The 21,663-nt window shown below is 41.7% G+C and carries 26 protein-coding genes; 14 read left to right on the forward strand and 12 right to left on the reverse strand.

All coding sequences use genetic code 11. The annotated features are described in order from the left end of the window. Positions 1 to 97 precede the first annotated feature (97 nt). Positions 98 to 523 (reverse strand): universal stress protein, encoded by a 426-nt coding sequence (locus tag UP17_RS03710; protein WP_061461719.1) that lies wholly within the window; start codon positions 521 to 523, stop codon positions 98 to 100. Positions 524 to 687: 164 nt separating this feature from the next. Between UP17_RS03710 and UP17_RS03715 the strand changes: the two genes are divergently transcribed. The 5 genes from UP17_RS03715 to UP17_RS03735 all read left to right on the forward strand — a co-directional run bounded on the left by UP17_RS03715 (position 688) and on the right by UP17_RS03735 (position 6,069). Then, the gene (locus UP17_RS03715; protein WP_061461720.1) at positions 688 to 1,116 is read left to right on the forward strand and encodes a MerR family transcriptional regulator; all 429 of its coding nucleotides are present in this window, start codon (positions 688 to 690) and stop codon (positions 1,114 to 1,116) included. 35 nt (positions 1,117 to 1,151) lie between these two features. Further along, complete coding sequence (locus UP17_RS03720; RefSeq protein ID WP_061461721.1) at positions 1,152 to 1,919, forward strand: 3-hydroxyacyl-CoA dehydrogenase; 768 nt, start codon at positions 1,152 to 1,154, stop codon at positions 1,917 to 1,919. 110 nt (positions 1,920 to 2,029) lie between these two features. Next, complete coding sequence (locus UP17_RS03725; RefSeq protein ID WP_061461722.1) at positions 2,030 to 3,175, forward strand: acyl-CoA dehydrogenase family protein; 1,146 nt, start codon at positions 2,030 to 2,032, stop codon at positions 3,173 to 3,175. 30 nt (positions 3,176 to 3,205) lie between these two features. Further along, positions 3,206 to 4,357 carry a thiolase family protein gene (locus UP17_RS03730; protein ID WP_061461723.1) on the forward strand — a complete coding sequence of 384 codons (1,152 nt, stop codon included), beginning with the start codon at positions 3,206 to 3,208 and terminating at the stop codon, positions 4,355 to 4,357. A 131-nt stretch (positions 4,358 to 4,488) separates the two neighbouring features. Next, positions 4,489 to 6,069, forward strand: coding sequence for a fatty acid--CoA ligase (locus tag UP17_RS03735; RefSeq protein ID WP_061461724.1), 1,581 nt, complete (start codon positions 4,489 to 4,491; stop codon positions 6,067 to 6,069). Between the two features lie 380 nt (positions 6,070 to 6,449). On the opposite strand, the gene UP17_RS03740 is transcribed toward UP17_RS03735, so the two are convergent. The 3 genes from UP17_RS03740 to UP17_RS03745 form a co-directional block, all read right to left on the reverse strand. Further along, positions 6,450 to 6,635, reverse strand: a complete 186-nt coding sequence (locus UP17_RS03740) for a YfhD family protein (protein WP_061461725.1) — start codon at positions 6,633 to 6,635, stop codon at positions 6,450 to 6,452. Between the two features lie 106 nt (positions 6,636 to 6,741). Further along, positions 6,742 to 6,864, reverse strand: a complete 123-nt coding sequence (locus tag UP17_RS26020) for a YfhE family protein (RefSeq protein WP_081088510.1) — start codon at positions 6,862 to 6,864, stop codon at positions 6,742 to 6,744. 53 nt (positions 6,865 to 6,917) lie between these two features. Further along, a complete protein-coding gene (locus tag UP17_RS03745; protein WP_061461726.1) occupies positions 6,918 to 7,838 on the reverse strand; it encodes a TIGR01777 family oxidoreductase in 921 nt (306 codons plus the stop codon). Between the two features lie 127 nt (positions 7,839 to 7,965). Between UP17_RS03745 and recX the strand changes: the two genes are divergently transcribed. After that, positions 7,966 to 8,763 carry a recombination regulator RecX gene (gene recX / locus UP17_RS03750; protein ID WP_061461727.1) on the forward strand — a complete coding sequence of 266 codons (798 nt, stop codon included), beginning with the start codon at positions 7,966 to 7,968 and terminating at the stop codon, positions 8,761 to 8,763. A gap of 75 nt (positions 8,764 to 8,838) precedes the next feature. Continuing rightward, positions 8,839 to 9,150: a YfhH family protein gene (locus UP17_RS03755; protein WP_061461728.1), complete on the forward strand. Its 312-nt coding sequence runs from the start codon at positions 8,839 to 8,841 to the stop codon at positions 9,148 to 9,150. Positions 9,151 to 9,188: 38 nt separating this feature from the next. Here UP17_RS03755 and UP17_RS03760 read toward each other — a convergent pair whose 3' ends face one another. Further along, complete coding sequence (locus tag UP17_RS03760) at positions 9,189 to 9,344, reverse strand: small, acid-soluble spore protein K (protein WP_034305387.1); 156 nt, start codon at positions 9,342 to 9,344, stop codon at positions 9,189 to 9,191. Positions 9,345 to 9,457: 113 nt separating this feature from the next. Between UP17_RS03760 and UP17_RS03765 the strand changes: the two genes are divergently transcribed. Beyond that, on the forward strand, positions 9,458 to 9,724 hold the full coding sequence (locus tag UP17_RS03765; protein WP_061461729.1) for a YfhJ family protein: 267 nt from the start codon (positions 9,458 to 9,460) through the stop codon (positions 9,722 to 9,724). A gap of 56 nt (positions 9,725 to 9,780) precedes the next feature. Here UP17_RS03765 and UP17_RS03770 read toward each other — a convergent pair whose 3' ends face one another. Then, positions 9,781 to 10,758 (reverse strand): metal-dependent hydrolase, encoded by a 978-nt coding sequence (locus UP17_RS03770; RefSeq protein ID WP_061461730.1) that lies wholly within the window; start codon positions 10,756 to 10,758, stop codon positions 9,781 to 9,783. 205 nt (positions 10,759 to 10,963) lie between these two features. Between UP17_RS03770 and mutY the strand changes: the two genes are divergently transcribed. After that, a complete protein-coding gene (mutY, locus tag UP17_RS03775; RefSeq protein WP_061461731.1) occupies positions 10,964 to 12,082 on the forward strand; it encodes an A/G-specific adenine glycosylase in 1,119 nt (372 codons plus the stop codon). Between the two features lie 105 nt (positions 12,083 to 12,187). Here the strand turns inward: mutY and UP17_RS03780 are convergent, their stop codons facing one another. After that, positions 12,188 to 12,412, reverse strand: coding sequence for a hypothetical protein (locus UP17_RS03780; RefSeq protein WP_061461732.1), 225 nt, complete (start codon positions 12,410 to 12,412; stop codon positions 12,188 to 12,190). 68 nt (positions 12,413 to 12,480) lie between these two features. On the opposite strand from UP17_RS03780, the gene fabL reads away from it, so the two are divergent. From fabL to UP17_RS03805, 5 genes are all read left to right on the forward strand, one after another. Beyond that, positions 12,481 to 13,230: an enoyl-[acyl-carrier-protein] reductase FabL gene (gene fabL, locus UP17_RS03785; RefSeq protein ID WP_061461733.1), complete on the forward strand. Its 750-nt coding sequence runs from the start codon at positions 12,481 to 12,483 to the stop codon at positions 13,228 to 13,230. 82 nt (positions 13,231 to 13,312) lie between these two features. Beyond that, on the forward strand, positions 13,313 to 13,588 hold the full coding sequence (locus UP17_RS03790) for a gamma-type small acid-soluble spore protein (RefSeq protein ID WP_061461734.1): 276 nt from the start codon (positions 13,313 to 13,315) through the stop codon (positions 13,586 to 13,588). 172 nt (positions 13,589 to 13,760) lie between these two features. Beyond that, entirely contained in the window at positions 13,761 to 14,015 is a 255-nt protein-coding gene (locus UP17_RS03795) for a YgaB family protein (RefSeq protein ID WP_061461735.1), read from the forward strand. 233 nt (positions 14,016 to 14,248) lie between these two features. After that, a complete protein-coding gene (ntdP, locus tag UP17_RS03800; protein WP_048685440.1) occupies positions 14,249 to 14,779 on the forward strand; it encodes a nucleoside tri-diphosphate phosphatase in 531 nt (176 codons plus the stop codon). 284 nt (positions 14,780 to 15,063) lie between these two features. Further along, on the forward strand, positions 15,064 to 16,812 hold the full coding sequence (locus UP17_RS03805) for an ABC transporter ATP-binding protein (RefSeq protein ID WP_061461736.1): 1,749 nt from the start codon (positions 15,064 to 15,066) through the stop codon (positions 16,810 to 16,812). A gap of 110 nt (positions 16,813 to 16,922) precedes the next feature. Here UP17_RS03805 and UP17_RS03810 read toward each other — a convergent pair whose 3' ends face one another. From UP17_RS03810 to UP17_RS03830, 5 genes are all read right to left on the reverse strand, one after another. Then, positions 16,923 to 17,843 (reverse strand): EamA family transporter, encoded by a 921-nt coding sequence (locus UP17_RS03810; RefSeq protein WP_061461737.1) that lies wholly within the window; start codon positions 17,841 to 17,843, stop codon positions 16,923 to 16,925. Positions 17,844 to 18,136: 293 nt separating this feature from the next. Further along, positions 18,137 to 18,478: a hypothetical protein gene (locus UP17_RS03815; RefSeq protein ID WP_061461738.1), complete on the reverse strand. Its 342-nt coding sequence runs from the start codon at positions 18,476 to 18,478 to the stop codon at positions 18,137 to 18,139. Positions 18,479 to 18,491: 13 nt separating this feature from the next. Continuing rightward, complete coding sequence (locus UP17_RS03820; protein ID WP_061461739.1) at positions 18,492 to 19,022, reverse strand: NAD(P)H-dependent oxidoreductase; 531 nt, start codon at positions 19,020 to 19,022, stop codon at positions 18,492 to 18,494. Between the two features lie 18 nt (positions 19,023 to 19,040). Next, positions 19,041 to 20,645, reverse strand: a complete 1,605-nt coding sequence (locus UP17_RS03825; RefSeq protein ID WP_434218692.1) for a DHA2 family efflux MFS transporter permease subunit — start codon at positions 20,643 to 20,645, stop codon at positions 19,041 to 19,043. Between the two features lie 56 nt (positions 20,646 to 20,701). Continuing rightward, a complete protein-coding gene (locus UP17_RS03830; protein ID WP_061461741.1) occupies positions 20,702 to 21,340 on the reverse strand; it encodes a biotin/lipoyl-containing protein in 639 nt (212 codons plus the stop codon). Positions 21,341 to 21,663: the final 323 nt, after the last annotated feature.

Below are 21,663 nucleotides of genomic sequence, written 5' to 3' on the forward strand. Positions count from 1 at the left end.
TTGAGTTACCTAATGTTCATGCTCGCATAAAGAAGCTGGATTCCAAAGGGAACCCAGCTTCTCTAGGACAGGCCATAAGAAAAGTTTGCAGCACATTTTATTTGACCAATAAGACAGGCACAGGGGAATGCTGGACGATGTAGTGACTCACGCTGCCCAGGAATTCCTTGAAACCACTCAATCCGCGGCTGCCCATGATGATAAGGTCACAATTCTGGGATTGTGCATGTTCCAATAAAGCCGTGATGGCTGAACCTTCTACGACAAATGTTTGGGATGGATTCGGGATTTCGGATAATAGCGCTTCCGCTTTTTTTATTACTTCATTGCCATACTTGAGCATGGATTCTTCAATTTCCTGAAAAGCATTGCCATATATATATGGTTTGATTGGAAGTGTAACAGCGTGAAGCACCTGGATCTCGATAGAGGGATCCAGCTTCGTTAATTCAATCGCTTTTTCTAAAGATTTAAGCGCCAATTCAGATTCATCATAAGCAACTAATATTTTTGAACATAGCATGATCTTGTCCTTCCCTTCTTTTGAGGAATATACTAATAGTATATCAGTCTAAATCTTTCGCACAGTTTCATATATTGTAAATTTTGTGAATATTTATTGAAGTTTACGTTAACGTCAATGTTAAAATAAAGGTAAACAATCCCCTTGCAAAGCGTGGTTTTAACATGTACACCATTTCTGAGTTAGCAAAAGAATTCAAATTGACGACAAGGACTCTCCGATATTATGAGGAACTGGGTATGCTCAGGCCAAAGCGTACTGAAACGGGAAGAAGAGTTTATGGAAAGAAAGAATACACACAACTCAAAATCATAATGCGCGGTAAGAAGTATGGGTTTTCGTTAGTGGAAATTAAGGATATAGTCCTTTTGTTCGATAAGGATGGGACGGGTATTAAGCAATTGGAAAAAACGATAGAAACGGCAGGACAGAAATTAAGCGAAATTAATGAACGCATTAAAGAGCTGGATGGATTGAAGCAGGATTTTGAACAGGTAATCAAAGGCTTTACCGAAACCCTTTGTGAATTGAAGGTGAAACAGGCAAGCGGTGAAATTAATATTGAAAATAGGTTTTATGATCGTGAAAGATGAATATATATTCTAGACGAAACAAATGGGGTGAGGAATTGGAAATTCAAGAAAGCATTGCAGTGGTGACTGGCGGGGCATCAGGTCTGGGAGCGGCGACAGTAAGAAACATCATTAAAAAAGGAGGAAAAGCGGTCATATGTGACCTCTCGGAAGAAAATGGCGCTAAACTTGTGCAAGAATTGGGAGATTCAGTCCTTTTTGTTAAAACGGATGTAACAAGTGAAGAAAGCGTATTGGGAGCGTTGGAAAAAGGAATTGAAAAATTCCAGAGTATCAACACGGTCGTCAACTGTGCTGGTATTGCAATTGCTGAGAAGGTCATAGGCAGGAAAGGTGCACATGAATTGAAAGCGTTCTCAAATGTGGTGACAATCAATTTGGTCGGTACATTTAACGTGATCCGGCTTGCAGCTAAAAAAATGGCCGAAAATGAGCCGAACCAAGAGGGGGAGCGGGGGGTCATTATCAATACTGCTTCGGTAGCTGCCTTTGAAGGACAAATCGGACAAGCTGCATATAGTGCCTCCAAGGGAGGGATTGTTGGGATGACCCTGCCGGTTGCAAGGGAGCTTGCAGCCAAGGGGATACGTGTTGTATCGATTGCACCGGGTCTATTCCAAACTCCGATGTTCGATTCATTGCCTGATGAAGCAAGGACGTCATTAGGTAAAACCGTGCCATTCCCTTCAAGGCTCGGGTATCCCGAAGAGTACGCTAAACTAACGGAAAGCATCATAACGAATCCAATGCTGAATGGGGAAACCATCAGACTGGATGGGGCCATACGAATGTCACCCAGGTAAGTGTGAATTCCCTTCAGAAAAGACAATGCCATTTATTGTGATTATTTGAAAAAGGGCCTTCCTAAATGGAAAGGCCTTGGACAAAGCCGTACATGAGGAGATAAAAACAGATGAAACATCCATATCTAAGTGAAGATCATGAGATTTTCCGCAAATCATTCCGAAAATTTTTGGAGAAAGAAGCAGTTCCCCACTATGAACGATGGGAAGAAGAGAAAATCATTCCCAGATCATTTTGGGTGAAAATGGGGAAACAGGGTTTTTTATGTCCGGATCTTGGAGAAGAGTATGGGGGTTCCGGGGTAGATTGGGGCTTTGCGGTCATTATTAATGAGGAATTGGAAAGAGTGGGTTCTGGTTTCATTGGTTTCGGACTACACAGTGACATCACTGTTCCTTATATTGCCGCATACGGAAATGGGTCGCAGAAACAGCGCTGGCTTCCAAAATGCACGACAGGGGAAATCATTACAGCCATCGCGATGACAGAGCCTGGAACAGGTTCGGATTTAGCCAATATTAAAACGACTGCGATTTTGGATGGAGATCATTACATATTAAATGGGCAAAAGACATTCATCACAAATGGCATTCATTCGGATTTGGTCATCGTTGCTTGTAAAACGGAACCAAGTGCCGTTCCGAAGCATAAAGGGCTTAGCTTAGTTGTGGTCGAAAGGGACACACCTGGATTTTCCAGGGGACGCAAACTGAAGAAACTTGGTTTGCACAGTCAGGATACAGCAGAACTCATCTTCGAGGATTGCCGTGTTCCAAAGGAAAACCTGCTTGGTGAAGAAGGCAACGGTTTTACTTACTTAATGGAGAAATTACAGCAGGAACGTCTTGTGGTTGCCATTTGTTCCCAAACGGCATCTGAGGATATGCTGGCCGATACGATCGAGTACGTGAAAAGCAGGGAAGCTTTCGGAAAATCCGTGAGCCAGTTTCAAAATACTCAATTCAAAATCGCTGAAATGGCAACCGAAATCAAAATGGGGCGTGTTTTCCTGGATCAATTGATCGCCAATCATATGGCGGGTGAACAGGTGGTCACGGAAGTGTCGATGGCAAAATGGCGCTTGACGGAGACTGCGAGAAAAATATCGATTGAATGCATGCAGCTCCATGGCGGCTATGGATATATGGAAGAATACAAGATTGCCAGAAGGTATCGGGATGTCCCGGTAGCTAGCATCTATGCCGGGACAAATGAAATCATGAAGAAAATCATCGCTAAGAATCTTGGCCTTTAATAAAGACAGGATGAGAAGGGAAGAGAGTATATGCGGGAAGTGGTTATCGTCGAAGGGATTCGCACGCCAGTCGGCAGAAGGAACGGTGTATTGAAAGACATTCGCCCAGATGATCTGGCAGGGGAAGTATTGAGGAAGCTGATTGAAAAGGCAGGCATTGATCCGTCTATTGTCGATGATGTCATTTTAGGTTGTGTTTCACAGGCTGGCGAACAGGCCGGTGATATAGCACGGGTTGCTGCACTGATTGCCGGTTTTCCGATTGAAGTTCCGGGAACGACGATTGATCGTCAATGCGGATCAAGTCAGCAGGCTGTCCATTTCGCTTCCCAAGCCATTTTGTCGGGAGATATGGATGTGGTAGTGGCGGGAGGAGTGGAAAACATGTCCCGAGTCCCTATGGGGTCTAATTATCAAGGAGCCGTAATGAGTCCAAAGTATTTAGAGAGCTATGAGGTGATCAATCAAGGTTTATCGGCAGAAAGAATTGCCGATAAGTGGGGAATAACACGTGAAGAATGTGATCAGTTTTCCGTTGAGAGTCATGGTAAAGCAATACGCGCTCAAAAAGAAGGCTATTTTGACCGTGAAATGATATCAGTAATTGGTACTGATAAGGAAGGGAATTATATGGAGGTTAAGGAAGATCAAGGTCCAAGGGCCGAAACTACGCTGGAAGTACTTGCTGGATTAAAAACGGTTTTTCAAGAAGATGGTTTAATCCATGCCGGTAATTCAAGCCAGATCAGTGACGGTGCTGCCGCTTTATTATTGATGGAACGCAGTAAAGCGGAAGAACTTGGATTGAAACCGCGCTTTAAAGTGCATACACGGGTTGTTGTCGGGTCAGATCCAACCCTGATGCTTACGGGCCCGATACCTGCCACTCAAAAGGCTTTGGAAAAAGCATGCCTTTCCATTGATGATATCGATGTCTTTGAAGTGAATGAGGCTTTCGCTCCTATCCCGATTGCCTGGCTAAAAGAAACGGGGGCAGACCCCATGAAGCTGAATCCAAATGGCGGGGCGATCGCCTTAGGTCATCCTCTTGGCGGAAGCGGTGCCCGATTGATGGTGTCAATGATCCATGAGTTAGAAAGAACAGGCGGCCGTTATGGGCTGCAAACAATGTGTGAGGGCCACGGCATGGCGAATGCCACCATAATTGAAAGATTGGACTGAAACGGGACCAGCCGGTTATGAACATTGTAATTCGCACGAAAGTAAAGCTGAAATAGGGATGAAACCGACCTTCGGCAGGATGGCCTGAACTCTTCCTGTTGATGGTGGGTTTACTTGAGGAGGAAAATGATATGTCAGTAACGATTAAAAATATCTTTGATCAGACGGTTCAGAATTTCCCCATAAAAGAGGCTATCTACGATGTGAGAAGAAATATCCGTTATACGTACATTCAGTGGAATGAGCAGGTGAATAGATTGGCGGCGGTCCTTCAAGCGGAAGGAGTGCGAAAAGGGGACAGGGTCTCTACATACCTTTACAACAATGAAGAGCTTGCCACCGCATTCTTTGCCTGTGCAAAAATCGGTGCAATCTTTAATCCAATCAACTTCCGCTTAATGCCAGAGGAGCTGGCCTTCATTTTAAGTGACGCTTCTCCAAAGGTCGTTATATTCGAACAAGAATTGGAATCGACCGTTGCCGCCGTTGAGAAGCGATTTCCGGAAACGGCTTTCTGGTTTATTGATGATGAAGTGCCTGGATATGCCAAAGGTTACCGCCAAAAAATGGCCAGTATCTCATCAAAGCCAGACGAAGTGGACGTTCACGAGGATGATGTTTATGCCATCATGTATACGAGCGGGACAACCGGATGTCCAAAAGGGGTCATTCACCTTCATAAAGATATGATCAAACAAGCAGCAATTTTAATAGAGGCCATGAAGTATGAACGCTCTGATATCGGTTTGATTACTGCACCGATGTTTCATTGTGCTGAATTGCATTGTTCCTTTTTACCTCGCGTACAGGTTGGTGCCACCAATGTCATATTACATCAGTTTAATCCCAAAAAGGTTATGGAAATGATTGAATCCGAGGGGATCACCAAGTTATTTGCTGCACCAACGATGTGGAACATGCTCATTCAGGAAAACTTGGATGAGTATAAATTCCAGAGCTTGAAGCTGGGGCTTTATGGAGCAGCCCCAATGGCCCCATCACTTGTACGTGCCTGTCAGGAGAAACTTGGCATCCAGTTCATCCAAGCTTATGGAATGACTGAAATGGGTCCGGCCATCACTCTCCTATTGGAAGATGATCAAATTAGGAAAGCGGGTTCTGCCGGCAAAGCATGTTTCGATCATGAAATCATCATTGCCCGTCCGAATGACGAAGGGCCATCAGATCCCGATGATATTTTGGAACCTGGGGAAACAGGTGAAATCCTTGTAAAAGGTCCATGTATTATGCAGGGGTACTTTCAAAAAGGTGGAGAGACAGAAAAAGCGCTATACAAAGGTTGGTACCATTCCGGTGACATCGGTTTCCTAGATGAAGATGGATATCTGTGGGTCAAGGACAGAGTGGACGACATGATTATCTCTGGTGGGGAAAATATATATCCACGTGAAGTGGAAGACACACTTTATGAGCATCATGGAGTCCTCGACTGTGCAGTACTTGGTCAGCCTGATGATAAATGGGGGGAAATTGTAACGGCCTTCATTGTAGCCAAAGACCCAACGCTTGCGGAAACCGATTTAGAAACGTGGTGTAGGAATAGTGATACACTTGCGAACTATAAACGTCCAAGAAGATATATATTCTGTAATGATCTGCCTCGAAACGCAAGTGGGAAGATACAAAAATTCTTGCTTCGTAAACAGTTGGAAGAAAATGTTGATGGAAAAAGTTTGGGGAACCTTCTTTAATGCCGGGGGCAGTAGCCAAAAGGCCAAGATACAGCATATAAATTTAACCCATGAAAATCAGCTTAGGCAGCAGCTGGTATGAATTGATTCTTTAGTTGAATTAGTAAATGCATAATAATACTGTGGAACAAATCAAAGAGAGAGAATAGTTATCCACAACAGAAATGCAGAGTACTTAGTATAACATACCCTTTATCCACATAATCCACAGGGTTATCCAGAAATAACATTATTTTCATGTTAATAAGGTGAGTTATTGTACTTGTAGATTGTCGGTATTTTCAGAATATATCCACAATATACACAAGGTTGTGGATAAGTTATGTAAATAAAGAAAATATAAGGGGCTGATTTACAGCCCCTTGATTAGTTTCTCCTGCTTATGAGCGGCGATTATGTGCACGGCGGTCAGCCGCATTTGCCCGGGCTTGTGCCTTGACGTCTTCCTGGTCAGCCAGTTCGGAAGAATATTCAACGTCAAGTCCGTCACTTTTCAGGTTTTTAGGAACCTGAGGAAGTTTTTGTTTGTTCTTATCTCGATTATGGTGTATGTTATTTCGTCCCATGTTAGCGCCCCCTAGAATAAAAAATAAGCTGGAGATGAACAATTATCATCTCCAGCTTATTTTGTGTTGAGTGGCTGTTCAAAATGTAAGGGAAAAAACTCCAAACTTAACGGCGGGATTTCTTCTCGGTATATCCACCAGCTCGATCTGCTTTTTTAAATTCGCGAGCATAAAGAATTGCTTGGGTACTAGTTAAGTTACTTTTCTCTTTATCGTGTTTTTTGAGCAATTAGATCATCTCCATTTCACTTAATATCCCTATTTTTTCCTAAAATGACCCTTTCATACGTGAGAATCTTCTTTTAAGATATTTTGTAAAGCTTCTTTAAGGGTTGGAAAGGAGAAAATGAATCCTTCCTCCTTAAGTTTGATGGGAAGGACATTTTGGCCTTCAAGCACGAGTATGCTCATTTCCCCCAGCAGTTTCTTGAGGAAAAAGGGAGGTACAGGTAACCAATGGGGCCTGTGAAGGACAGCTCCTATCGTTTCCCCGAATGTATTCATCTGAACGGGGTTCGGTGCCGTAAAATTGACTGGACCTTCTATCCTTGAATCGTTCATGCAGAAGATGATTGCACGGACAGCGTCATGAATATGAATCCAGGAAAGCCACTGATTCCCTTTACCCATCCTTCCTCCGCCGAAAAGTTTATAAGGTAGGACCATCATTGGCAATGCGCCTTCTTTTTCTCCCAGGATCACACCGAATCTTGTTAGGACGAACCTTTTACAGTAAGAGCGGGATTTAGCGGCTTCCTTTTCCCAAAGCTTAACAGTACGGACCAAGAAATCATCACCGGTGGATTCAGAGGTTTCGGTAAATGTGTCATGGTCCGAAATACCATAATATCCGATTGCACTTGCGTTGATGATGACAGACACTTTTTCGGGCAGTATGGAAAGGATCCGGTTCATCTCTTTGGAAGCTTCGACCCTGCTTTCGACAATCCGGCGTTTTCTTTCAGGATTCCAACGCCCGCTGTTTAAAGATTCACCAGCAAGGTTAATGAAAACATCGAGCCCCTCCAAATGCTTTTCCGGCTTTGCGTCCTTGGTCAACCAGCCGATATATGTAGAATTTGTCCGTTTTTTGAACTTTTCGGGATGCCGGGTCAAAATATATATATCATGATTTTCTTTTGATAATTCATCAATAAGGGCTGTGCCGACAAAACCGCTTCCACCAGCAATGGCTATTTTCATGAAAACCACTTCCTTTCCCTTTTCTTTTCTTCACTTTAACATGCCCATTTGCTTTTTTCATTTTTAGACATGCTATATCTAGAAATGGTACACGTAAACGGGTAAAGTAGGAATGGGGGTGGATTTTATGCCAAACATAACAAAAATAACAACCCAAAAAAAACGTAAAGATCGTTATAACATTTTCGTTGATGAAAAGTATGCTTTCAGTGTGGACGAAGAAGTGCTATTGAAATTTCATTTGAAAAAGGGTATGGCACTCGATGGCCTCCTCCTGGCTGAAATACAATTTCATGATGAAATCCAAAAAGCGTTTACTGATGCACTTAATTATTTATCATACCGGATGCGTTCGGAATCGGAAATTCGCCTTTATTTGAAAAAGAAGGAAACAGAAGAGCCGATTATAAAGGAAGCGATACATAAGCTATACAGCTTTAACTATTTAGACGACCTTGAATTTGCCAAGGCTTACGTACGGACCCATGTGAACGGAGGCAATAAAGGGCCCACTACCCTTAAGCTCGAGCTTAAGGAAAAAGGGGTACAAGAAAAGTTGGTTGTCGAGGCATTGAAGGAATACCCCTATGATATTCAGATTGAGCATGCAAGGAAACTTGCTGGAAAATCGGTCAAAAAGGAAAAAAACATTTCGGAACGGGCATTAAAGCTAAAAGTTGAACAAACCTTGTTACGGAAAGGTTTCCCGAGAGATGTCATCCTTGAAGCACTTGAAGATGTGGCGGTTGAAAAGGATGAAGATGAACAATGGGATTCTCTATGCCACCATGCCGAAAAAATGAAACGCAGATATAAAAACCATGAAGGCTTCGAATATGAACAAAAAATGAAGCAGGCATTATACCGAAAAGGTTTTCCAATAGAATTGATTGAGCGTTATCTTTCCAATCCTGAAATGGATTAAGTGCATCGATAGCCAAATTACAAAATTTTGTTTAATATAGAAGTAAATTAATATTTCATTTAAGGGGCCATATATATGAGCGACGTAAGATACAGCAAGTTGTCGGTCTATGAACTGCAGCAGGAAATTGCAGCATTGACTGAAAAAGCGAGAAAAGCAGAGCAATTGGGAATGGTTAATGAATTTTCTGTATTGGAACGGAAAGTGACGATGGCCAAGGCCTATTTATTAAATCCCGATGATTTCAAAAAAGGTGAAATATATCAAATTGAAGGCGATCCCGGTGTCTATTTCAAAATTGATTATATGAACGGTGTATTCGCCTGGGGTTACCGCTTGGGTGGAAGCGGCAAGGAAGAAGCACTGCCAATTTCAATGTTGAAATAAAAAGGAACCGGGAAGACCCCGATTCCTTTTGAATTGCCTTAATTCGATCGCTCGTTTGAAGCTTTCATTCGTTCTTGAGGGTGTGTATTAATACTTCCATCTGCACGCTTTGAAGCATATCTTGCCTTTGCACGAGGCTCGCCTTGGAATTTATTATTGTTTTGGTTGGGGAATCCTTTTTGTTTATTTCGCAAGTTTTTCTCCTCCAGGCATCAGATTTATGAAAGAAGCGTTTCCGCTTACCACTAGTATGGGTAAGGGACTGTATAGTTCATTCTGTGAAAATATTGGCAATGAGGTGGTTCTAATGAATGATTACCATGAAAGATTAACCAAGAAACTGCTTGAGAAAAATGATCACATCACGTATGAGCAAGCTTTGACTTGGGTGGAATTATTATGGGAAGATTTCGAAGCGACCTATGCAAAGGCTGGACATGAATATGCCGGAGAAGAAATGACATCACGTGTTGTTAGGACCTGGATCGATAACTACGGTGAGCATTTCCACGAATTCATTGCAAAAAATCCTAAATATCAACATTTATTAAATCAACAGAATCGATTGCATTAAAAAAGCTGATTCCAGAGGGATTCTCTGGAACCAGCCTTTTTTCAGGTAGGCAGCGACTACAAAATAATATTCAATTTCTTCTGCAACTTCGCTTCGCTAAAGATCCAACCGGTATACGAATTCAGGATATTCAAATCGCGGTCTAAATGGACTACTGCCACAAACGGGTAATAACCATTGCTGCGGTATCTTAAATCGATAAAACGGACTTCATAATATTCTTTTTTCTGCTCGATTTCAAAGCGGTAAACCGGAGAAAAGGACAGAAAGGCAGCCAAGTTGATATCCTTCTTGGCGACTTCAAGAATTTCACTTTCAGGTAATGGCACTCGATCAAACGTATCAAGAATCTTCACATACCCATTATCGGCTCGTGCCACATAATAATTCTTTTCGGTAATTACCGCAATTTTCCAGCGGTGAAAACGCATGGTCGGTGATAAAAGAATTTTCCTTGCTCCAGGAATTTGTTGCTTTACGGCTCTTTTAATGAAAGACTGCTCCCTGAATCTGGAAATGTAATAAAGAACAAGTATTCCGTAAATCGAGAGAAATAAATAGCCTGGAGGAAATCCAAAGCCCCATAATATCAGGCCGGCAACATGTATTCCAAAAATGAACGGGTCGAATGTATTGATGACCCCTAAAGCTACCCATTTTGAAGAAATTGGCCTAAGAGCCTGGGTCCCATAAGCATTGAATATATCCACGAATACATGAAGGAATACGGCTAAAAAGGTCCAAAGCCAGAGGTGAAGGTAATTTGCTTCAGGTATGATGGCGAAAAGTGCTCCGCTGATAATCAAGGGCCAAAGTAAAACAGCGGGAATGGAATGCGTGATTCCACGGTGATTTCGTATATATACAGCGTTATTCCTTAATTTTAAAACAGTGTCAATGTCTGGAGCTTGTGATCCCAATATCGTACCTGCAATGACTGCACTTGCAGTTACTGGGCTCTGCGTAATGACAGGATCTAATGTGGCAAGACCTCCAAGAGCAATTCCCATGACAAAGTGAGTACCTGTATCCAAAAAACTAACCTCCCTGCCACAATTTGAAAAAAATGGTCTTCTCTCATCATACCGTATTTATATATTAACCATCAAATGAATATAATTATCTTATTTTCGTGCCCCAATACAAATAAATGGATATGAACATGATATTAAAAAAAGAATGACCTACTATTGGTATTCCCATTTTTGATAAGAGTGTAACATCTTTGGAGGAACTGATGTGAAAGAAATAACGATCAAGACAATAGAAAAAATAAAAATTGATGATTTTCAGAAAGATTTAGTTAGCTGGTTTCTTGAAGAACAAAGAGAATTGCCATGGAGGGAAAATAAGGACCCTTACCGTGTTTGGGTTTCTGAAATAATGCTGCAGCAAACGAGAGTGGACACGGTGATTCCATATTTCAACCGGTTTGTTGAATGGTTTCCCACACTAGAGGATTTTGCCATTGCAGATGAAGAGAAAGTCTTAAAAGCTTGGGAGGGTCTCGGATATTACTCACGGGTAAGGAATCTGCATAGTGCCGTTCAGGAAGTGAAGTCTTCCTATAATGGGATTGTACCGGACGATCCCGAGGAAATTTCCAAATTGAAAGGTGTCGGCCCTTATACAGCTGGTGCGATTCTGAGTATCGCCTATGGCAAACCGGAGCCAGCCGTCGATGGAAACGTTATGCGTGTTTTATCAAGGATATTGATGATATATGAAGATATAGCAAAGCCAAAGACTAGAAAAACTTTCGAGGCTGCCGTCAGAAAGCTGATCGATCATGATCATACTTCTGCCTTCAATCAAGCATTGATGGAACTGGGAGCATTAATCTGCACACCAGGTAAGCCTGCCTGTCTATTATGTCCCGTTCAAAGTCATTGTCTTGCATTTGAAGCAGGGGTTCAATCGGAACTGCCGGTAAAAATCCAAAAGAAAAAAACGCGGGATGTACCAATTGTGGCTGCCGTATTGACGAATGAAAAAGGTGAATTTTTGATTCACAAGCGGGCTTCTGAAGGATTGCTAGCGAATCTTTGGGAATATCTGAATTTCGAGAACCATTCATCCCTACAGCATAAAAGGGAATTCTTCGAGAATCGGTTTCAGGAAATGTATGGTGTCAAACCGGAAATTACAGACTCACTTGTGAGAATTGAACATGTTTTCTCGCATCTTGTTTGGAAAGTGGACACGTATACGGGAATGATCAAAGAAGCCATCAGTGAAGAGACATTAAAAGAACACCAACTCAAGTGGGTGAGTGAAGCTGAGATGGAGGAGTTCGCATTTCCGGTTTCCCACCAAAAAATGAAAAAGGCCTATAAAGAAAAAGAGCGTATTGAATAAAGGCTAGATAAATAAAGGTGCTAGTGAAATTTGGTATAATCAAAGAGGATATCCGCTAAGATATCCTCTTCTTTTGTTGATTTTCAATGTCATATCCGTATAAAATCAATCGTAAATGGTTTTCGTTCCATGAGTATAATCGGCTTCTTGCCTATTAAGTCCGCCCCTATTTTCAATTTCTTTGACGATTTCGCTATGGATACTCTGTCCTTCTTGGTTTAAATAAGGTACCATTTGTTGAAGGGAGTGATGAAAATAGGCTAGTTCACTATTTTCCCAATCCGATTTTTTCATCATCGACAACTCTGTCATATCACGTCCAACATACATAACAGTAACACTCCTTTTAAAAATGATTTTTATTACTCTGTGTTTACTCAGAAAGGATGAATAAACGAATGGAACAAAAAGTGGCACTCGTTACAGGTAGCAGTAAAGGTTTAGGTAGAAGCACGGCAATAAGGCTTGCAGAGGAAGGTTACGACCTCGTTATTAATTATGCCCGGAGCAAGTCGAAAGCATTAGAAGTGGCAGCCGAAATTGAAGCGTTGGGGCGTAAAGCTCTTGTAGTCAAGGCAAATGTAGGCGACGTTGCGAAAGTGAAGAGCATGTTCGAGGAAATCGATGCTTATTATGGACGTTTGGACATCTTTATTAATAATGCGGCATCAGGAGTACAGCGGCCATTGATGGAGCTTGAAGAATCACATTGGAACTGGACCATGGACATCAATACAAAAGCCCTTCTTTTCTGTGCACAGGAAGCGGCGAAATTAATGGAGAGGAACGGCGGAGGGAAAATCGTCAGCATCAGTTCCCTAGGGTCCATTCGCTATTTGAAAAATTATACAGCCGTCGGAGTATCGAAAGCGGCGCTTGAAGCATTGACAAGATATTTAGCTGTTGAACTGGCTTCAATGAACATTTGTGTCAATGCCGTTTCTGGCGGTGTGATCGATACGGATGCCCTGAAATCCTTTCCGAATCGGGATGAAATGCTTGCTGAGGCGGCAGAACAGACTCCTGCTGGACGGATGGTCGAGGTTGAAGATATGGTGAATACCATCTTGTTTTTAATTTCGGATGGAGCGAGTATGATTCGTGGACAAACCGTTATAGTTGATGGAGGCATTTCGTTGCTTGTTTAAAATAATTGGAAAAATTTAAATGTTTTTAGTTGGATAACACTCCATCTTAATGGTTATCTTATTATCGTGGAGGTGATTATCAATGGCTAATAACAATAATAAATCACAAGCTGGTACTGACGTTCAACAAGTGAGAAAGCAAAACGCGCAATCTCAGCAAGGTCAAGGCCAATTCGGTACTGAGTTTGCAAGTGAAACAAACGTTCAACAAGTAAGACAACAAAACGCGCAATCTCAGCAAAAAAAAGGTCAAGGTCAAGCTCAAGGTCAATTTGGTACGGAGTTTGCTTCTGAAACTAACGTTCAAGAAGTGAAACAACAAAACCAAAAATCTCAAAGCAATAAAAACCAAGGCTAATTGCTGTTTTAAAAACGAAAGGCATCCTTCTTTTGAAGGATGCTTTTCTTTTTTTTGCCTCCATTGGATTCGACAAATGTTTCGTCGGGTTTACATTTTATGTCAAAGGAAAAGCCGGATAAAAATAGAATATACATACTATAGAAAAAATACAGATTAGGAAGGTGCATTCATGGAGGAATTTAACCGGCTTATAAACAATCAGTTGAAAACGATGGATAAGCTTTTACTTTTACAATCCGAAATCGAAAGATGCCAAGATATAGAGAAGCAGCTCCTTGACCAGCAAGAGGAGAGTGAAGCAGTCACCATTCAGGAAGAGATTCAACTTAAAAAGCAGGAATTGAAAAGTATCCATGATATGTTCGAGAGGCAAACGGAGGAAGTCATCCGTTATTTTCAACAAGGACAGGCTGCAATACAATAAATAACTGGCTAATTTCTAAGTTAAAATGGGTGGATGGTCAGGCTTTTTTGACTTATTTACACATTTTCACAGGGAGATTAGCCACTTTTGTTTTAAATTTATGAATAAATCGCTATAATATAGGAATATAGGGTAAATGGAAAAAAGTATATATTTTAAATACACACAACAACTGCAAACGGAATAGGGCACAGTACGCTGTCAGGGTGTCTATAGAAAGTAGGGAGAGATAAATGGGGATTGTTCCTGCCGAAGGAGGAAAAATCCAAATCCATAGCTATAAACATAATGGACATATCCATCGTATCTGGGAAGAGACAACCGTTTTAAAAGGGACCCAAAATCTGGTGATAGCGGCGAATGATCGTACTATGGTAACGGAATCAGATGGAAGGACCTGGATTACGAGAGAGCCGGCGATTTGCTATTTTCATTCAAAGTATTGGTTTAATGTTATTGGTATGTTGAGAGAGGACGGGGTTTATTATTATTGCAACATCAGTTCTCCGTTCACATACGATTCGGGAGCATTGAAATACATTGATTATGACCTGGACATTAAAGTATTCCCAGATATGACGTTTAATTTGCTGGATGAGGATGAATATGAAAGGCATCGGAAAGAAATGAATTACCCAGATGCCATCGATTCAATATTGAAACAAAACGTAGACTATTTAATTTATATGATACGCCAGCGAAAAGGACCATTCTCCGCAGAGTTTATTGATAGTTGGTATGAACGCTTTTTGACCTACCGATGAAAGAACTGCCTGCTGCTTAAATAGCAGGCTTTTTCTATTGTGTACCATACCTACCCACTGATCGGACCATCCTAGAAAGCAGGAACGATTTTTTAAAATACCCAGGATATCTTAAAACCCTTGCCTCCTATAAATGTGTAAGAAAGATATTGAATGAAATCCTTTTGATAGTTAATCTTCGAAAAGGAAAATATAAATGAAAAGCGCATGTAAGATTCCAAGTAGGCTGTTATGGAATTTTTTTAATATTTTGATGTAATGAATCAGAGAAATGGAGGAATTCCGTGGAGAGCATTAAGAGATATTTGCAATTCGTTAAACCGTATAAATGGCAGATAACCGGGACGGTATTGATTGGACTGTTAAAGTTCGCGATTCCGCTTTTGCTTCCATTGCTCAGTAAGTATATAGTGGATGACATCATCGGAAATGGCGACCTGTCCAGAGCTGTGAAGTCCGAACGCCTTTTATGGGCAATGGGTATCATGCTGTTCATTTTTGTTGCGGTTAGACCGCCGATTGAGTATTACCGGCAGTATTTCGCTCAATGGACTGGAACGAAAATCTTATATGATATTCGAAATGATTTATTTACTCATATACAGAAACTGAGCTTTAAATATTACTCCAATACGAGAGTGGGCGAGGTCATCTCAAGGATGATCACGGATGTGGAACAAACGAAGAATTTTGTCATCACGGGTTTGATGAACCTTTGGCTGGATATAGCAACGATTATCATAGTGATAGCCATCATGTTTAAGATGGACGTGAAGTTAACCATTGTCTCCATCATCATGCTTCCATTTTATGCATTTTCAATTAAGCATTTCTTTGGCAAGCTAAGAACCTATACAAGGATCCGGTCACAAGCGTTAGCGGATGTACAGAGTCACCTTCACGAAAGGGTTTCAGGGATGTCAGTCATCAAAAGCTTTGCGATAGAAGACAGGGAACAGGAGTTGTTTGCGAAGCAAAACAAGAACTTCCTGGATAAGGCCCTAAAGCATACGAGTTGGAATGCTAAATCATTTGCTGTCGTGAATACGATTACGGACATTGCCCCCCTACTAGTGATAGGTTTTGCCGGTTATCAGGTTATTCATGAACAATTATCGCTTGGTACCATGGTTGCTTTCGTTGGTTTCATAGACCGACTTTATAATCCCCTAAGACGATTAGTTAACTCTTCGACGACAATGACCCAGACATTGGCATCCATGGACAGGGTTTTTGAGTTTGTGGATGAGAAGTATGATATTGATGATGAACCAGGGGCGAAAGAGCTGGAGCATGTAGACGGCAGAATTACCTTTCAGGATGTTTCGTTTGCTTATGACGAGAAAGAGGCATCCGTTTTAAAACATATAAATTTGGATGTTAAACCAGGAGAAACCATTGCACTTGTTGGGATGAGCGGCGGAGGGAAATCCTCGATCGTCAGTTTAATTTCCCGTTTCTATGATGTGACTGAAGGAAGAGTATTATTGGATGGGACGGATATCCGTAAATATAAAGTCCGGAGCCTAAGAGATAAAATCGGGATGGTGCTACAGGATAATATCCTATTTAGTGAATCGGTTAAGGCCAACATCCTTATGGGCCGGCCCGATGCAAGTGATGAAGAAGTATTCGAAGCCGCAAAGGCTGCGAATGCCCATGACTTCATTATTGGTCTAAAAGATGGGTATGAAACCAAAGTCGGAGAGCGGGGAGTCAAATTATCCGGAGGCCAAAAGCAACGGGTTGCCATTGCGAGGGTATTTTTGAAAAACCCGCCTATCCTTGTGCTGGATGAAGCCACATCCGCATTGGACTTGGAGAGTGAACACTATATCCAGGAGGCGCTTGATATTTTAGCGAAAAACCGGACCACCATCATCGTGGCCCATCGCTTATCGACCATCACACATGCCAATCGGATCGTCCATATCGATAATGGGGAAATTACCGAAACGGGAACACACGAAGAACTGATGAAAAAGCAAGGGAATTACTACAGCCTATTTCAAGTGCAACAATTGGATTCTTAAGGGGACCAGATTATTTTCAGCCGATGAAAAATCCACAAGAAAGACCATTCCACTAACGGGAATGGTCTTTCTTATTATAATGATGAACTTTACTAACCGGGACGTACCCTTTATGAAATTCTTTTTTTATTCGGCAATTTTTTCCTGCCAGGAAGAAATTGTGGAAGATGCTTAATTCCCTCAGGCAAGGCGATGCCGACGATGATCAAGCACATGCCGAACCATTGCAGTGACGTAACCTGTTCATTCAAGAAGATGACTGAAACGACCATCGCTGAGGGCAATTCCGCTGCACAAAGGATCGTTCCAAGCCCAACCCCCACTTTTGGCAAACTGACAGCAAAGAAAAAGAAAGGAACAAGAACACCCAAAGTGCCGAGTAACAAACCGTAGTACCATAGGTTCGTTTGGACAAGGTTCGTAACAAGCGTGACCGGGTTAGTCGTGAATACAGCAGTCACCATGGCACCCGTTGCAATGAAAAACAACCGTTTCATTGAAGATTCCCCAACTGCGAATTGAGAGTTGCAGTACATGTATAGCGCAAAAAGCAACGCAGACAATAGTCCGAACAATACTCCTTTTAGGCTTAGGGCAGATAGAGGCTGACCAAAGATTGCCCCCGCCAATAAGGTACCGATGAAGAGAACGAATATGGCTATGAGTTTATTTTTATCAGGGCGCCTTTTATTTAAGAAGCTTTCAATAAGGACGCCTATCCAGGTAAATTGAAATAAAAAGACAACGGCAATCGATGCGGGAAGCTCTGATACGGAAACGGCATATGCCTTTCCGACGAAAGTGGACATCATGCCCGTGAATAATAGTAATCCGGCACTCTTCCATGAAACTTTATATTTAAACGAAAAAAGAAATAAAACGGAGACAATCAGCCAACCTACGAGGTATTGACTGCCGACCAGCTCTCCAGAAGAATGGCCATCCATAAATCCAAACTTGATCATGGTGGATAATGTGCCATATGAGATCGAACCAATTAAGACCATTATGATATATTTCAAAAGTTGCATGTTTTTCACCCCTATAAAAATAAAAATCGCCACCTGCCAAAAAGGCAAGTGACGAACGAAAAAAGGAAATCCTTTTAAAATTCCGTCTCTCAACAAAAGCTGAGTTTAAAAAAATGTTTGGTGTTGCATTAACTTAGCTTAAATTCTTTGTGAATATTTGTCAACCAGAAAAATAAGTAAAGCCTGCAACTCGATCTTTAAGCTGAAGGAGTGTCAGAGGGCGGAGAGGATCCTTTCATGGCATATAAAACAAAAACCCCCAAAGGCAAATATGCCGGATAGGGGGGCGTGTTTCAGTCGCCATTTTGCTGGAAATCTTCCAATGTACCACGGTACTCTTCGTCTTTCATTTTGCGAAGGTTAGACTTTTTTTCTATAGGTGGCTCATCGTTAGGCTTTTGATTGTGAAGCTTGGAAAGTGCCGAACGATAATCCTGGTCTTTCATTTTCAATTCATCATTGTCTGTCGGGGTGATGATTTCGGTAATGGGATCATCATCCGAAGAAGAAGCGGACTCTTCCAACGAGTTCTCTTCCTCCACTGGCTTATCTTCAGGTGTTAATGCTTTGATATTGAATGTGATCAAACCCGTAATCGCTAAAATGGCAACGATGATAATTAGAATTATGCCCATTGAATCAAGCCTCCTAGAGCTCGTTTGTGAATGAACGGGTGACATGGGCTACCCGTTTTCCTAATGCTTCTCCAAGCTGTAAGTCATTTTTGGTTATGTTGTCATCCACACCGGGAGGGCAGCTTATCCCTACACCATAGTAGGAACCATATAAGGCGTTTTCCGGGACCGTACCGGGTAAACCGACAATGATCATGCCTTGATGAAGCATAGGGGTGATTAAGTTCAGCATGGTAGCCTCAAGCCCGCCATGTATGGTGGCAGTCGTACAGAACACAGCACCCACTTTATTGATCAGCGCACCTTCTGCCCATAGATATCCAAGTTTATCAATCCACGTTTTCAAGCTCGAACTGATGGTGCCGAAATGACCCGGACAGCCCCAAATGATGGCGTCCATTTCCGGAAGCTTATAGACATCCGCCTCGTTTACATGGTCAATGAGTACCTCAGCCCCAGGAACCGCAGCGGCACCTTGAGCTATTGATTCGGCAAGTGCCTTCGTATGGTTTCCTTCACTGTCATATACAACATAGATCTTCATCCTAATCCCCCCATTTAATTAAACCGATTTTTTTACTGGCGAAGGCAGCAAAGGTACATCCAATTTTTCTTGTTTAGCTAGTTTTATTGCTTTGTCTTTCCGAACGTCACGCAAAAACAGTGAGAGAACTATACCGGCAATAGCAAAACCTGTTGCCCAAAAGAATGCATCATTGATTCCCATTACATTTGCTTGACCCTGGATTTTTGAAGAAATCAGCGACATAGCAGTCTCCTGTGCCTGCTCACTAGTTTGATTCATCGAACTCATGATGGATTGAACGATTGTTTGGAAATTCTGAACAAAACCAGGATCACTTGTACTCATTTCAGATCCTAAAGCAGTGCCATGGAAAGAAGCACGGGTTGTATAAATGGTCGTCACGAAGCTCGTACCAATGGCTCCGGTAACTTGTTTCAGCGTATTGCTCATTGCCGTACCATGTGTATTCAAATGCTTAGGAAGCTGATTCATCCCAGCTGTCATGATTGGCATCATCAGTAAAGACATTCCAAGTGAGCGGATGGCATAGATGATGACCAAAGTAGAATAGGTGGTTTCCGTAGTCAATTTTGCGAACTCGAAGGTTGTAAGGGCAGTAATCGCTAAACCAACAAGTGCTAATGGACGAGGCCCGACCTTGTCAAATAACGCTCCTGAAATGGGTGACATCACCATCATCACAAGGGCCCCGGGTAACATCAATAGACCGGATTGAACTGGTGTGAATCCTCGTAGAGTCTGTAAATATATAGGCAATAAGAATATCCCGGTAAACATGGCCACTGTAACGATGGCGGAAATGATATTCGATAATACGAACATGTCATACTTAAATACACGGAAGTCGAGCATAGGCGTTTCCGATTTTAACTGTTGAACCACAAATAGGGTCAGAAGGATAAGACCAATGATGATGGTTCCCAGAACGATGGAATCCGTCCAGCCTTTGGATCCTGCTTCACTGACACCGTATAGTAACGATGCAACACCTATCAAGGATAGTGAGGCGCCCATCAAATCCAATTTGATTTTCTTGGGTTCTGCTACATTACGCATACTTAAAAAGGCAAGTGTCATGATAATCATGCCTAATGGCACCATTGCGTAGAACATGACCCGCCAGCTATATTCCTGAATGACCCAACCTGATAAGGTCGGTCCGATGGCAGGGGCAAACATAATGGCCAGTCCAAAGATTCCCATTCCTTTCCCGCGCATTTCAGGAGGGAAGATGAAAAGAATGATCGTCATGACCAATGGCTGTAGAATCCCGCCGCCCGCCGCCTGAATCAGCCGACCTGTAAGGATGACTGGGAAATTTGGTGCGATGCCGCAGATGAATGTCCCGACGGTGAAAAGAAACATGGCTGCGAGGAATAAAATCCGCGTGCCAAACCGTTCTATTAAAAAAGCGGACAGTGGAATCAAAGCCCCATTCACGAGCATGAATCCAGTTGATAACCATTGAATCGTAGTCGCAGCTACATTAAATTCGGCCATCATCCTCGGCATGGCGACACTAAGCAGGGTTTGATTCAAAATGACCATGAACAAACCTAGCATTAAGATAATTAACATGGGGGCAAACTGTTTCATTCCCTTGTTTTCATTTACTGATATTGTTTGAGAAGCCATTTAAGGAAAGCCTCCTTTCTATATAACTGTGTGTGCCGGTTTTATTTTGTTGAAATTTTCACTTCTGCGTTCATACCAGGCAGAACTTTATCGGAGGGTGCTTTAATGGAAATTTTAACAGGTACTTTTTGAGTGACTTTCGTATAGTTTCCGCTGTTGTTTTGATTGCCCATCACTGAAAAGACGGACGTTGTAGCATAACCGATCTGTTCCAATGTACCTTCGAAAACAGTATCGGGATCTCCATCGATGATAATATCGACGCTGTCACCTTTTTCAATATCCTTCAATTTATTTTCTTCAATATTAGCTGTTATAGATAAATCATCCATATTGATAGTCTGAGCAAGAGTTTGACCAGCTTGAACTAGCTGCTCATCATGCACTTGTGATTTAACGATTGTACCTTGTGCTGCTGTTTTTACTGCTTCTTTTCCGTCTAAGGTGGTTACATAGGCAACTTTGTCATTCTTGCTGACGCTGTCTCCTTCGTGTAAGTCCCAATCTGCTAATTTACCGGAAGCGGGGGCAACGATTGTATATAGATCTCCTGACACTTTCGCTTCATCCGTTTTAATGAAATTCGTGCTTTCATAATAGTAATAAGCCCCACCGGCTACTACCGCTAATATAATAACCAAACCAATGACATTGATTAAAACTAAACGTCCTCTATTCACTTATTTCGCCTCCAAAAAAATATTGATGATTGATTCTTGTAATCCATTGTTGATTCACTTTCATTAAATGACTTCACCTATTTGATTGCAGCCTCCTATATCCAATATATATTATTTAACTTTAATAAATATTAATTTTCATAAGTATTAATATTATTAAGTAAAGAGTTTACCAGTTTAATTTATTTTTGTCATGTAATTTATTCGGAAAAAAAGTGGAAAATAAATACATAAAATTGGTTGAAGTTTGAATTTCTTTTAGTTTTAAGGATATATGGAAAGTAAAGTTGACAATGGAATGTCATTTAATTAAATTTAAGAAG

The sequence above is a fragment of the Peribacillus simplex genome, assembly GCF_001578185.1.
Taxonomy (GTDB): Bacteria; Bacillota; Bacilli; order Bacillales; family DSM-1321; genus Peribacillus; species Peribacillus simplex_A.

What these genes read in the sequence shown, in the direction of transcription:
- UP17_RS03710 (WP_061461719.1), bottom strand. Translation starts at nt 523, where the DNA reads ATGCTATGTTCAAAAATATTAGTTGCTTATGATGAATCTGAATTGGCG.
- UP17_RS03715 (WP_061461720.1), top strand. Translation starts at nt 688, where the DNA reads ATGTACACCATTTCTGAGTTAGCAAAAGAATTCAAATTGACGACAAGG.
- UP17_RS03725 (WP_061461722.1), top strand. Translation starts at nt 2,030, where the DNA reads ATGAAACATCCATATCTAAGTGAAGATCATGAGATTTTCCGCAAATCA.
- UP17_RS03730 (WP_061461723.1), top strand. Translation starts at nt 3,206, where the DNA reads ATGCGGGAAGTGGTTATCGTCGAAGGGATTCGCACGCCAGTCGGCAGA.
- UP17_RS03735 (WP_061461724.1), top strand. Translation starts at nt 4,489, where the DNA reads ATGTCAGTAACGATTAAAAATATCTTTGATCAGACGGTTCAGAATTTC.
- UP17_RS03740 (WP_061461725.1), bottom strand. Translation starts at nt 6,635, where the DNA reads ATGGGACGAAATAACATACACCATAATCGAGATAAGAACAAACAAAAA.
- UP17_RS03745 (WP_061461726.1), bottom strand. Translation starts at nt 7,838, where the DNA reads ATGAAAATAGCCATTGCTGGTGGAAGCGGTTTTGTCGGCACAGCCCTT.
- recX (WP_061461727.1), top strand. Translation starts at nt 7,966, where the DNA reads ATGCCAAACATAACAAAAATAACAACCCAAAAAAAACGTAAAGATCGT.
- UP17_RS03755 (WP_061461728.1), top strand. Translation starts at nt 8,839, where the DNA reads ATGAGCGACGTAAGATACAGCAAGTTGTCGGTCTATGAACTGCAGCAG.
- UP17_RS03765 (WP_061461729.1), top strand. Translation starts at nt 9,458, where the DNA reads ATGAATGATTACCATGAAAGATTAACCAAGAAACTGCTTGAGAAAAAT.
- UP17_RS03780 (WP_061461732.1), bottom strand. Translation starts at nt 12,412, where the DNA reads ATGTATGTTGGACGTGATATGACAGAGTTGTCGATGATGAAAAAATCG.
- fabL (WP_061461733.1), top strand. Translation starts at nt 12,481, where the DNA reads ATGGAACAAAAAGTGGCACTCGTTACAGGTAGCAGTAAAGGTTTAGGT.
- UP17_RS03790 (WP_061461734.1), top strand. Translation starts at nt 13,313, where the DNA reads ATGGCTAATAACAATAATAAATCACAAGCTGGTACTGACGTTCAACAA.
- UP17_RS03795 (WP_061461735.1), top strand. Translation starts at nt 13,761, where the DNA reads ATGGAGGAATTTAACCGGCTTATAAACAATCAGTTGAAAACGATGGAT.
- ntdP (WP_048685440.1), top strand. Translation starts at nt 14,249, where the DNA reads ATGGGGATTGTTCCTGCCGAAGGAGGAAAAATCCAAATCCATAGCTAT.
- UP17_RS03810 (WP_061461737.1), bottom strand. Translation starts at nt 17,843, where the DNA reads ATGCAACTTTTGAAATATATCATAATGGTCTTAATTGGTTCGATCTCA.
- UP17_RS03815 (WP_061461738.1), bottom strand. Translation starts at nt 18,478, where the DNA reads ATGGGCATAATTCTAATTATCATCGTTGCCATTTTAGCGATTACGGGT.
- UP17_RS03820 (WP_061461739.1), bottom strand. Translation starts at nt 19,022, where the DNA reads ATGAAGATCTATGTTGTATATGACAGTGAAGGAAACCATACGAAGGCA.